This window comes from Pseudomonas sp. B21-036 (assembly GCF_024748925.1).
Taxonomy (GTDB): domain Bacteria; phylum Pseudomonadota; class Gammaproteobacteria; order Pseudomonadales; family Pseudomonadaceae; genus Aquipseudomonas; species Aquipseudomonas palmensis.
In genome coordinates this window covers 670254-682500 of record NZ_CP087178.1, presented here as the reverse complement: position 1 = coordinate 682500, position 12247 = coordinate 670254, and the positions used below count along the sequence as shown (strand labels likewise).

Sequence of the window (12247 nt, the reverse complement as noted above, 5' to 3'; positions counted from 1 at the left end):
TCCTTCCTATATCTACGCATTTCACCGCTACACAGGAAATTCCACCACCCTCTGCCCTACTCTAGCTCGCCAGTTTTGGATGCAGTTCCCAGGTTGAGCCCGGGGATTTCACATCCAACTTAACGAACCACCTACGCGCGCTTTACGCCCAGTAATTCCGATTAACGCTTGCACCCTCTGTATTACCGCGGCTGCTGGCACAGAGTTAGCCGGTGCTTATTCTGTCGGTAACGTCAAAACAGCAAGGTATTCGCTTACTGCCCTTCCTCCCAACTTAAAGTGCTTTACAATCCGAAGACCTTCTTCACACACGCGGCATGGCTGGATCAGGCTTTCGCCCATTGTCCAATATTCCCCACTGCTGCCTCCCGTAGGAGTCTGGACCGTGTCTCAGTTCCAGTGTGACTGATCATCCTCTCAGACCAGTTACGGATCGTAGCCTTGGTGAGCCATTACCTCACCAACTAGCTAATCCGACCTAGGCTCATCTGATAGCGCAAGGCCCGAAGGTCCCCTGCTTTCTCCCGTAGGACGTATGCGGTATTAGCGTTCCTTTCGAAACGTTGTCCCCCACTACCAGGCAGATTCCTAGGTATTACTCACCCGTCCGCCGCTGAATCGAAGAGCAAGCTCCTCTCATCCGCTCGACTTGCATGTGTTAGGCCTGCCGCCAGCGTTCAATCTGAGCCATGATCAAACTCTTCAGTTCAATACTGCTTGGGTTTTGAGAAAACCCTAAACTTGGCTCAGCATTCTCAAATGACTTACTTTCAAATCTTTCGATTTTCGTGCAGTCACTTGTGATGCTGATAATCTTTCTGACTATCAGTCTGAGCTCACAAGCACCCACACGAATTGCTTGATTCAGTTGTTAAAGAGCGGTTGGTCAAGAACTTTTCGTCTCAACCGAGGCGCGCATTCTACGCTTTCCTCAGAGCCTGTCAAGCGTTTATTTTGAAGTTTTTCGTTTCACTTCAAACACTTGACTCGCTTCGATCTCTCGTAGCGGGAGGCGAATTCTACAGCGTTACAACCTGCTGTCAACCACCTTTTTCACCGCTGCCGATCTTTCGATCGAAGCACCTCCAGCCTGACCTGAAACGTCCAACTCACTGATATTCAAGGAGTTTTTCGTTCCTGCTACGCTGGAAGTGGGGCGAAGTATAAAGACTTCTGGAAACCCGTCAAGCGCTATTCGCAATAAATCTGTCACATCGGTCAAAAACGCTGAAAAACAAAAGAGGGAGGCCTTGCGGCCTCCCTCCTTTCAGCCCGACCTCAAAGGCTTGGGAATGCGAACTGCGATGCTTCATGGCTGGCGCGCTGCGGCCAACGCTGGGTGATCGCCTTGCGCCGGGTATAGAAGCGCACGCCATCCGGGCCGTAGGCATGCAGGTCGCCAAACAGCGAGCGCTTCCAGCCACCGAAGCTGTGATAGGCCACCGGCACCGGCAACGGAACGTTGACCCCCACCATGCCCACTTCGATCTCGTCGCAGAACAGACGCGCCGCCTCCCCATCACGGGTGAAGATGCAGGTGCCGTTGCCGTATTCATGATCGTTGATCAACTGCATGGCCTGCTCGAGGCTGTTCACCCGTACCACACACAGCACCGGGCCGAAGATCTCTTCCTTATAGATACGCATCTCGGGGCTGACCCGATCGAACAGCGTACCGCCCACGAAGTAACCTTGCTCATGCCCCGCAACACTGTAGCCGCGGCCGTCCACCACCAATTCGGCACCGGCGGCCAGGCCGTCATCGATATAGCCAACCACCTTGTCGCGCGCAGCCGCAGTCACCAGCGGCCCCATGTCCAGACCGCAACTGGTACCGGCACCGATCTTCAGCGCCTTGATCTGCGGCACCAGCTTGGCCACCAGTGCATCGGCTACCTGGTCACCCACGCACACCGCTACCGAGATTGCCATGCAGCGTTCACCGCACGAACCGTACGCCGCGCCCATCAGTGCGCTGACCGCATTGTCCAGGTCGGCATCGGGCATCAGCACCGCGTGGTTCTTCGCACCACCCAGCGCCTGCACACGCTTGCCACGACGAGTGCCCTCGGCATAGATGTACTCGGCAATCGGCGTGGAGCCCACAAAGCTCAGCGCCTTGACCTCTGGGGCTTCGATCAGCGCGTCCACCGCCACCTTGTCGCCATGCACCACGTTCAGCACGCCCTTGGGCAAGCCGGCTTCCAGCAACAGCTGGGCAATGAACAGCGACGAGCTCGGATCGCGCTCGGACGGTTTGAGAATGAAGCAGTTGCCACAGGCAATCGCCAGCGGGTACATCCACAGCGGCACCATGGCCGGGAAGTTGAACGGGGTGATCCCCGCAACGATGCCCAGCGGCTGGAAGTCGGACCATGCATCGATGTTCGGGCCCACGTTGCGGCTGTATTCGCCTTTGAGCACTTCGGGGGCAGCGCAGGCGAACTCGACGTTCTCGATACCGCGCTTGAGTTCACCCGCCGCATCCTCGAGGGTCTTGCCATGCTCTTCGCTGATCATCTGCGCAATGCGCGACTCGTTCTGCTCAAGCAGTTGCTTGAAGCGAAACATCACCTGGGCCCGCTTGGCCGGCGGGGTATTGCGCCAGGCCGGGAATGCCGACTTGGCCGAATCGATGGCCTGCTGCACGGTTTCCCGGCTGGCCAGCGCCACCTTGCGTACCGCCTGGCCGGTGGACGGGTTGAACACATCGGCGGTGCGCTCACCGCTGGAAACCATTTCACCGTGGATCAGATGCTGAACAATGCTCATGCAGAACTCCAGAAAGGGGGTTCAGGCGCGGCACCGCGCGCCTGCTTATATAAAGAGAGGGATCAGCCGACCTGGTTGATCGCTTCGCCCACCGCATCGAACAGGCGATCCAGTTCTTGCGGGGTGGTGTTGAAAGTCGGGCCGAACTGCAGGGTGTCGCCGCCGTAGCGAACATAGAAGCCGGCGTTCCACAGCTTCATGGCGATCTCGAACGGACGCACGATGGCATCCCCGTCCCGCGCGGCAATCTGGATGGAACCGGCCAGGCCGTAGTTGCGAATGTCGACGATGTTCTTCGCGCCCTTGACTCCGTGCAGCACACGTTCGAAATGCGGTGCCAGGTCGGCAGCCGACTGCACCAGGTTCTCCTTCTCCAGCAGGTCGAGTGCAGCCAGGCCGGCAGCGCAGGCAACCGGGTGCGCGGAGTAGGTGTAGCCGTGCGGGAATTCGACCGCGTATTCCGGGGTCGGCTGGTTCATGAAGGTCTGGTAGATCTCGCTGCTGGCGATCACCGCGCCCATCGGGATGGCGCCGTTGGTAACCTGCTTGGCGATACACATCAGGTCGGGCGTCACACCAAAGGCGTCTGCACCGAACATGGCACCCATACGGCCAAAACCGGTGATCACTTCGTCGAAGATCAGCAGAATGTTGTGCTGGTCGCAGATCTCGCGCAGGCGCTTGAGGTAGCCCTTGGGCGGCGGCAGTACACCGGCGGAGCCGGCCAGCGGCTCGACGATCAGTGCCGCGATGTTCGACGCATCGTGCAGCTCGATCAGCTTGAGCATCTCATCGGCCAGGGCGATACCGCCCTCCTCCGGCATCCCCTTGCTGAACGCGTTGCCCGGCAGCAGGGTGTGCGGAATATGGTCCACATCCAGCAACTGGCCGAACATCTTGCGGTTGCCGTTGACGCCGCCCAGGCTGGTGCCGGCGATGTTCACACCGTGGTAGCCACGGGCACGGCCGATCAGCTTGGTCTTGGTCGCCTGGCCTTTGAGGCGCCAGTAGGCACGCACCATCTTCAGCGCGGTATCGGCGCATTCGGAACCGGAGTTGGTATAGAAGACGTGGTTCAGGTTGCCCGGGGTCAGGTCGGTGATCTTCTCGGCCAGCTGGAACGACAGCGGGTGGCCGAACTGGAAGGCCGGCGAATAATCCAGCACACCCAGCTGGCGCGACACCGCTTCCTGAATCTGCTTGCGGGTATGCCCGGCGCCGCAGGTCCACAGCCCCGACAGCGCATCATAGATCTTGCGCCCCTTGTCATCCGTCAGGTAGCTGCCTTCGGCGGCGACGATCAGGCGCGGGTCGCGCTGAAAGTTGCGGTTGGCGGTATAGGGCATCCAGTGCGCATCCAGCTTGAGCTGGCTGGCAAGGCCGAGGGGAGCGTTTTCAGGCAGATTCATGGGACAAACCTCGCAAGGCAATGAGCAACATGAGGGAGGCAAACGTTGTTGCAGCTAAGTTGTCACGGGGATAAAGTCTGAAAAAGCCTACTTTTCTAATCTTCAGTTAGCTGGACACTAAACTATGAGCCGTCGCCCGGAGCCGCTTGCGCAGGTCAGTGATTTCGACATCCGCCTGTTGAAAATCTACCGCAGCGTGGTGGAATGCGGCGGCTTCTCCGCAGCCGAGAACGTGCTGGGCATCGGCCGCTCGGCCATCAGCCAGCAGATGAGCGACCTGGAGCAACGCCTGGGCCTGCGCCTGTGTCAGCGCGGCCGTGCCGGGTTCTCGCTGACCGAAGAGGGCCGCGAGGTGTACCAGAGCGCCCTGCAACTGCTCGGCGCGCTGGAAAGCTTTCGCACCGAGGTCAACGGCCTGCACCAGCACTTGCGCGGCGAGCTGAACATCGGCCTCACCGACAACCTGGTGACCCTGCCGCACATGCGCATCACCCATGCCCTGGCGCAGCTCAAGGACCGGGGGCCGGAGGTACGCATCCAGATCCGCATGATCGCTCCCAGCCAGGTCGAACAGGGCGTGCTCGACGGCAGCCTGCACGTCGGCGTGGTCCCCCAGACCAGCCCGCTGTCGGGGCTCGAGTACCAGCCACTGTACAGTGAGCGCTCACTGCTCTATTGCGCGGTCGGGCACCCGCTGTTCTATGCCGATGACCGCCAGCTGGACGACGACCGCCTCAACAGCCAGGACGCGATCGCCCCCACCTTCCGCCTGCCGGCCGAGATCCAGGCCCAGTATCAGGACCTGCACTGCACCGCCAGCGCCTCGGACCGCGAAGGCATGGCGTTCCTGATTCTTACCGGGCGCTACATCGGCTACCTGCCCGACCACTACGCCAACGCCTGGGTACAGCAGGGGCGCCTGCGCGCCCTCAAACCCGACGAACGCTTCTATGACCTGAGCCTGTGCTGGGTTACCCGCAAGGGACGGCGCCCGCACCTGGTGCTCGAGAGCTTCCTGGACAGCCTGGCGGCCACCCGCTGATGCGGTTTATCGGCTTTTTCGCCGATGAGCGCTTGCCCGCCTGCCACGGCTGGGTTATCAGTGCATGTGCCACACTACCCCGCTCTGTCCGGAATCGCCCATGACCTTCGAAGTCCCCGCACACCGCCTCCAGGCTGCCAGGCCTGCCGGCCGTATCCGCCAGAAGAACGAGCAGGCCATCATCCAGGCTGCCGAAGACGAGTTCGCCCGTCACGGCTTCAAGGGCACCAGCATGAACACCATCGCGCTGAACGCCGGGCTACCCAAGGCCAACCTGCACTATTACTTCACCAACAAGCTGGGCCTGTACGTGGCGGTGCTGAGCAACATCATCGAGTTGTGGGACAGCACCTTCAACACCCTGAGTGCCGACGACGACCCGGCCGAGGCGCTGAGCCGCTACATTCGCGCCAAGATGGAATTCTCGCGGCGCAACCCGCAGGCCTCGCGGATCTTCGCCATGGAGATCATCAGCGGCGGCCAGTGCCTGACCGACTACTTCAGCCAGGACTACCGCGACTGGTTCAAGGGCCGGGCCGCCGTGTTCGAAAGCTGGATGAATGCCGGCAAGATGGACCGCCTCGACCCGGTACACCTGATCTTCCTGCTCTGGGGCAGCACCCAGCACTATGCCGACTTCTCCACACAGATCTGCCAGGTAACCGGCCGCAGCCGCCTGACCAAGCAGGACATGGAAGACGCCAGCAACAACCTTATCCACATCATCCTCAAAGGCTGTGGCCTGACCCCACCGAACTGAACCCTGCTTATGCCTTTTACCCTGTTGGACACTTGCGAGTTTCGCGAAGAGATCCGCAAGAGCCGCTTCATCACCCTGGCCGGCCCCATCAGCAGCCCGGCCGAGGCCCAGGCCTTCATCGAACGGCACAGCGACCTGGCCGCCACCCACAACTGCTGGGCCTGGAAACTGGGGGCGCAGTACCGCAGCAGCGACGACGGCGAACCCGGCGGTACGGCCGGGCGCCCGATCCTGGCGGCCATCGAGGCGCAGGACTGCGACCAGGTAGTGGTGCTGGTGATTCGCTGGTACGGCGGCATTCAGCTGGGCACCGGTGGCCTGGCCCGGGCCTATGGCGGTGGCGCCAACAAGTGCCTGCAACAGGCCGAAAAGCGCCTGCTGGTAAGCCGTGTCGAGCTGCACTGCAGTTGCGCATTCAGCGAACTGGCCCTGCTCAAGCTACGCGTCGCCGAAGCCGACGGCCTGGTGATGGACGAGCAGTTCACCGCCAACGGTGTCGACCTGTTGCTGGCGCTTGGCGAGGAGCAGATCGAACCGGTGCAACGACAACTGGCCGACCTGAGCCGCGGGCGCATTCTGCTCGAACGGCGCTGACACTTGCCCACATCCACTGTGGGCCCGGCTGTGGATAACCTCTTAGCACTCGGCTGCAGCCCTTCTGGATCAAGGCTCACAGAGAAACGATCATATTTTGATCAAGATTTGATGACAGGCCATCAAGCGGCGTCGAATCAGTGACTTATCCCCAGCCAGGTGCCCTCGAGGGCCGGCTCCATGTCCACAAAACCGTGCCTGGCGCTTGCACACAAATACTGTGGAGCAAGCTGTGGATAAACCGTGAGCGCCTGCGCCAAAGGCCTGCCGGCCAATGCTCAGCGTCGATTGATCATTTTATGAGCAGCCTCCAGGCCATGCTACGCTGCGTATCCTCTGCCCACCTGTACGGAGTTATCCCATGACCGCCCCCAAAACCGCACTGATCATTGGCGCATCCCGTGGCCTGGGCCTTGGCCTTGTGCAGCGCCTGCGCGAGCAGGGCTGGAACGTGACCGCCACCGTTCGGGACCCTGCCAGGGCCCCTGCGCTGGCCGCGGTGCCGGGCGTACAGGTCGAGACCCTGGAAATGAACAGCACCGATCAGCTCGATGCACTGCAGGCGCGCCTCAAGGGTCAGACCTTCGACCTGCTGTTCGTCAATGCGGGGGTCAAGGGCCCTGATGACCAGAACCCGGAGCGGGTACAACTGGCGGATATCGGCGAACTGTTCATGACCAACAGCGTCGCGCCGATTCGCGTGGCGCAGCGCTTGAGCCCGCAGCTCAACGACAAGGGTGGGGTCATCGCCTTCATGAGCTCGGTGCTGGGCAGCGTGAGCATCCCCGACGCGCCCGACCTGGCCCTGTACAAGGCCAGCAAGGCGGCACTCAATTCCATGATCAACAGCTTCGTCGTGCAGCTGGGCGACACCGGCCTGACCGTGCTGGCCATGCACCCGGGCTGGGTCCAGACCGACATGGGCGGCGAAGGCGCTGAAATCGACGTGCCTACCAGCACAGGCGGGATGGTTGAACAGGTCACCCTCAACAGCGGCAAGGGTGGCCTGCATTTCATCAACTACAAGGGCGAAAAACTGATCTGGTGATCTGACGCGCGGTGGGTGTAGACTCGGCCCTTCGCCCACCGCGGCGGACCTGGATCAGCAGACAGGGCAACACTGAGCTGGCTAACCTGAACCCACTTTCAGAGGAGCCGGCACCATGCCTGCGACCCGTATCTGGTTGAAAAACCCGCTTGCCATCTTTACCGCCAACACCCTCGACGCCCGTGGAGGCCTGGTGCTCGAAGGCGGCATCATCCGCGAAGTCCTCGGCCTCGGCCAAACCCCCGCCACACCTTGCCAGCAAACCTTCGATGCCCGTGAGCACGTGGTACTGCCAGGCCTGATCAACACCCACCACCACTTCTACCAGACCCTTACCCGTGCCTGGGCTCCGGTGGTCAACCAGCCGCTGTTCCCCTGGCTCAAGACGCTGTACCCGGTGTGGGCCCGGCTCACCCCGGCCAAGCTGGAGCTGGCGACCCAGGTAGCCCTGGCCGAACTGCTGCTGTCGGGCTGCACCACCGCTGCCGACCACCACTACCTGTTCCCCGACGGCCTGGAAAACGCCATCGACGTACAAGTGGAGAGTGTGCGCAAACTCGGCATGCGCGCCATGCTCACCCGCGGTTCCATGAGCCTGGGTGAAGCCGATGGTGGCCTGCCACCGCAGCAGACGGTGCAGCAGGGCGAGGTGATCCTGGCCGACAGCCAACGACTTATCCACAGTTACCACGAGCGTGACGCGGGCGCGCAGATCCAGATCGCCCTGGCCCCCTGCTCACCGTTCTCGGTCACGCCCGAAATCATGCGCGCCAGCGCGACCCTGGCCCAAGAGCTGGACGTGCGCCTGCACACGCACCTGGCCGAAACCCTCGACGAGGAGGACTTCTGCCTGCAGCGCTTTGGCCTGCGTACCGTCGACTATCTGGACAGTGTCGGCTGGCTCGGCCCGCGCACCTGGCTGGCCCACGGCATCCACTTCAACCCCGACGAGATTGCCCGCCTGGGCGCTGCCGGCACCGGCATCTGCCATTGCCCCAGCTCCAACATGCGCCTGGCATCGGGCATCTGCCCCACCGTGGATCTGACCGACGCGGGTGCGCCAGTGGGCCTGGGTGTGGATGGCTCGGCCTCCAACGATGCGTCCAACATGATCCTCGAAACCCGCCAGGCCCTGTACCTGCAGCGCCTGCGCTACGGTGCCGAGGCCATCACCCCCGAGCGCGTGCTGGGCTGGGCCACACGAGGTTCGGCGCAACTGCTTGGGCGCAACGACATCGGCGAGCTGGCCGTGGGCAAGCAGGCCGACCTGGCCCTGTTCAAGCTGGATGAACTGCGTTTTTCCGGCAGCCATGATCCGCTCTCGGCCCTGCTGCTGTGCGGTGCCGACCGAGCCGACCGGGTGATGGTCGGCGGCCGGTGGCGAGTGATCGATGGCCAGATCGAAGGGCTGGACGTGAAGGGCCTGATCGCCGATCACCGCCAGGCCGCCGCGCAACTGATCGCCGGCTAGGCAGCTAAAGGCCCAGCAGCGCCAGCATGATGAACGTGGCGAACAGCACGAAGTGGGTCATGCCCTCGATCGCGTTGGTTTCGCCATCGTTCAGGTTGATGGCGCTGACGATCAGCGTGATGAAGATCATCACCGTCTGCACCGGGGTCATGGCCATCTGGAACGGCTGACCGGTGTACAGGGCCATGGCCTCCATCAGCGGCACGGTGAGGATCACCGTCGACAGCGAGGCCCCCAGGGCGATGTTGACCACCGATTGCATGCGGTTGGCCAGCGCCGCGCGCAATGCGGTGAGAATCTCGGGCGCGGCAGAGATGGCCGCTACCACGATTGCCGTCAGTACCGGCGGTGCTCCGCTGCCCTCCAGGCCATAGTCCAGGGTCTTGGACATGACTTCGGCCAGCAGGCCGATCACCACCACCCCCGAAATCAGAATCGCGATCGATCGCGCCTTGTGGCCGCCCGGCGTCCCTGCCACCGGGTCGCGGCGTTTCTTCTGCGGGTAGCTGTAGCTGAAAAAGTAGCTGTGCGGCCCCACCTGCATGCGCAGAAACAGCGTATACAGCACCACCATCGCGCCGATGGTGAAGGCCGAATACAGATGCCACTGGGCTTCGGGGATGAACTCGGGCACCACCATCGATACGCCCATCGCGGTCATGATCATCACGCTGTAGGTGCGTGCCGAATCGTCGTTGTAGCTCTGCTCGCCGTGCTTGAGCCCGCCCATCAACGCGGCCAGGCCCAGGATCCCGTTGATATCGAGCATCACCGCCGAGTAGATGGTATCGCGCACCAGCGTCGGCGAGGCCTCATTGCTCATCATGATGGCCAGGATCACCACCTCCACCAAGACCGCCGACAGGGTCAGGATCATGGTGCCGTAGGGGTCGCCGACCTTTTCCGCCAGCAGCTCGGCATGCTGTGCAACCCGCATCGAGGCGCACACGATCGCCCCCACCAGCGCGAACCCGGCCAACAACGCCACGCCATGGCCGTGCCCCAGCAACAACGGCTCCAATGGCCAGGCCAGCAGGGCGGTCACCACGGCCAGCAGCAAGAGCTTTTCCTGGGTCAGTAGCTTGAGCATCGGCGGCCTTGAGCAGAAGGGGTGTGGCTAGAGACTGTAGCTGCTGTGGAAGGTTTCCTGCTGCCGGACCATCCGGCCAGGTTTCGCGCCGCCCCTCTTCAACCGCTGTAGAATGGCGCGCAACCGCACCTTGATGAGAACACGCTATGTACGACTGGCTTAACGCGCTGCCCAAGGCAGAATTGCACCTGCACCTGGAGGGATCGCTCGAGCCCGAACTGCTGTTCGCTCTGGCCGAACGCAATGGCATCGCCCTGCCCTGGAACGATGTGGAGGCCCTGCGCGCGGCCTATGCGTTCAACAACCTGCAGGAGTTCCTCGACCTGTACTACCAGGGCGCCGACGTGCTGCGCACCGAGCAGGACTTCTACGATCTTACCTGGGCCTACCTGCTGCGCTGCAAGGCACAGAACGTGATCCACACCGAACCGTTCTTCGACCCCCAGACCCATACCGACCGGGGCATCCCGTTCGAGGTGGTACTGGCCGGCATCAGCGCAGCCCTCAAGGATGGCCAGCGCAAGCTGGGCATCAGCAGTGGCCTGATCCTGAGCTTCCTGCGCCACCTGAGCGAAGACGAGGCCCACGCCACCCTCGATCAGGCCCTGCCCTTTCGCGATGCCTTCATCGCCGTGGGGCTGGACAGCTCGGAGCAAGGCCACCCGCCCAGCAAGTTCCAGCGCGTGTTCGACCGCGCCCGTAGCGAAGGTTTCCTGACCGTCGCGCACGCCGGCGAGGAAGGCCCGCCCGAGTACATCTGGGAAGCCCTGGACCTGCTCAAGATCCAGCGTATCGACCACGGCGTGCGCGCCATCGAGGACGAGCGCCTGATGCAGCGCATCATCGACGAACAGATCCCGCTGACCGTCTGCCCTCTGTCCAACACCAAGCTGTGCGTGTTCGACCACATGCGCGAACACAACATCCTCGAGATGCTCGAACGTGGCGTGAAGGTCACGGTGAACTCGGACGACCCAGCCTATTTCGGTGGCTACGTGACCGAGAACTTCCATGCCCTGCATACCCACCTCGGCATGACCCAGGACCAGGCCAGGCGTCTGGCGCAGAACAGTCTGGATGCGCGCCTGCTCAAGCCCTGACCTCTGCGCGGGCAGGTCGACCCATCACCGGTGGGTCGGCCTTGCCCGCCACCTGCGGCTACTCCCCCACCGCCAACGGCATGGGCGACTGTGCAATCAGCGGGATTTCACGCAACCCGGCGGGGGTGACGTGCAAGGCGCGCGAGTCACCGTTCATGCGCACCCAGCCCGACTGAACGAAAAGCCTGAGCAGGCTGCTGCCCAGAGCCCCGCCCAGGTGCGGGCGCTGCTCGCTCCACTCGCTGCAGCAACTGCACGCGCTGCAGGCTCTGCCCTCGCGCAGTGCCAATGCCTCGACGAAGATGCCAAAGTCGGCAAAGTGCAGGCGCCCCAGCGAGCTGACCTCCAACTGGCGGTCGCAGAGCTCCAGCCACTTGGCCTCCTGCAAGCGCTGGTAAAGGTCGGCCGCCAGCTCACCGCCCAGGTGGTCACGGCACAAGCGTGCGCGGCGCATCGCCAGCGGGATCCCCGGCGCCTCCCGGCTGACACGCACGCCCTGACGAAAATGCTCGCGCACCGGCACACTGGCCAGCGCCTCCACAGCGGCGCCCACCTCCGGGGCTGCCAGCCGAAAATACCGTTTGCGCCCGCGCGCCTCTATCTTCAGCAGCCCCCCTGCCAGCAGGCGCCCAAGGTGAGCGCAGGTGGAAGAAGGTGTCAGGCCGGTCATCCTGGCCAACTCGTCGGAGGGGCGGGCCAGACCGTCGATCAAGGCCCACAGCATGGCGCTGCGCTTGGGGTCAGCCAGCAGGCTGGCGATCACACTGATACTTGCTACAGGTTTCATATCTGCACTCCCTGCGGATTCCGAAGACGTAACTTGCCCGCCCCTGCAATGGAAACGTCTCTTGCTGGTAACGACTGCGGGGGCAAGTATATGCCGGCCTGTAAGCACTTAAACGGCCTCTATCTCCGGCAAAATTGCCCGTTTTGGGCAACCATGTGGCCTTCTGCAAAGGTC

Annotated in this window: 10 protein-coding genes and 1 rRNA gene (1 of these 11 running past the window's edge); 6 read left to right on the top strand and 5 right to left on the bottom strand. The window is 62.5% G+C overall.

Annotated features, from left to right (window positions below; all coding sequences use genetic code 11):
• The 3 genes from LOY33_RS03085 to LOY33_RS03075 all read right to left on the bottom strand — a co-directional run.
• Window positions 1-709: ribosomal RNA gene (locus LOY33_RS03085) — 16S ribosomal RNA — on the bottom strand (it extends 828 nt beyond the left edge of the window).
• Between the two features lie 569 nt (window positions 710-1278).
• Entirely contained in the window at window positions 1279-2772 is a 1494-nt protein-coding gene (locus LOY33_RS03080) for a CoA-acylating methylmalonate-semialdehyde dehydrogenase (protein WP_043860970.1), read from the bottom strand.
• 62 nt (window positions 2773-2834) lie between these two features.
• Window positions 2835-4181, bottom strand: a complete 1347-nt coding sequence (locus LOY33_RS03075; RefSeq protein WP_258661360.1) for an aspartate aminotransferase family protein — start codon at window positions 4179-4181, stop codon at window positions 2835-2837.
• Window positions 4182-4305: 124 nt separating this feature from the next.
• On the opposite strand from LOY33_RS03075, the gene LOY33_RS03070 reads away from it, so the two are divergent.
• From LOY33_RS03070 to LOY33_RS03050, 5 genes are all read left to right on the top strand, one after another.
• Complete coding sequence (locus LOY33_RS03070) at window positions 4306-5223, top strand: LysR family transcriptional regulator (RefSeq protein WP_043860968.1); 918 nt, start codon at window positions 4306-4308, stop codon at window positions 5221-5223.
• 100 nt (window positions 5224-5323) lie between these two features.
• The gene (locus LOY33_RS03065) at window positions 5324-5983 is read left to right on the top strand and encodes a TetR/AcrR family transcriptional regulator (protein ID WP_043860967.1); all 660 of its coding nucleotides are present in this window, start codon (window positions 5324-5326) and stop codon (window positions 5981-5983) included.
• Between the two features lie 9 nt (window positions 5984-5992).
• Window positions 5993-6577: a YigZ family protein gene (locus LOY33_RS03060; protein WP_043860966.1), complete on the top strand. Its 585-nt coding sequence runs from the start codon at window positions 5993-5995 to the stop codon at window positions 6575-6577.
• 361 nt (window positions 6578-6938) lie between these two features.
• A complete protein-coding gene (locus tag LOY33_RS03055; protein WP_043860965.1) occupies window positions 6939-7625 on the top strand; it encodes an SDR family oxidoreductase in 687 nt (228 codons plus the stop codon).
• Between the two features lie 115 nt (window positions 7626-7740).
• Window positions 7741-9096, top strand: coding sequence for an 8-oxoguanine deaminase (locus LOY33_RS03050; protein WP_236176661.1), 1356 nt, complete (start codon window positions 7741-7743; stop codon window positions 9094-9096).
• Window positions 9097-9100: 4 nt separating this feature from the next.
• Here LOY33_RS03050 and LOY33_RS03045 read toward each other — a convergent pair whose 3' ends face one another.
• Window positions 9101-10186, bottom strand: coding sequence for a calcium:proton antiporter (locus LOY33_RS03045; protein WP_043860963.1), 1086 nt, complete (start codon window positions 10184-10186; stop codon window positions 9101-9103).
• A gap of 146 nt (window positions 10187-10332) precedes the next feature.
• Between LOY33_RS03045 and LOY33_RS03040 the strand changes: the two genes are divergently transcribed.
• Window positions 10333-11286 (top strand): adenosine deaminase, encoded by a 954-nt coding sequence (locus LOY33_RS03040; protein ID WP_054916632.1) that lies wholly within the window; start codon window positions 10333-10335, stop codon window positions 11284-11286.
• Window positions 11287-11344: 58 nt separating this feature from the next.
• Here LOY33_RS03040 and LOY33_RS03035 read toward each other — a convergent pair whose 3' ends face one another.
• Window positions 11345-12073 carry a helix-turn-helix transcriptional regulator gene (locus LOY33_RS03035; RefSeq protein WP_043860961.1) on the bottom strand — a complete coding sequence of 243 codons (729 nt, stop codon included), beginning with the start codon at window positions 12071-12073 and terminating at the stop codon, window positions 11345-11347.
• Window positions 12074-12247: the final 174 nt, after the last annotated feature.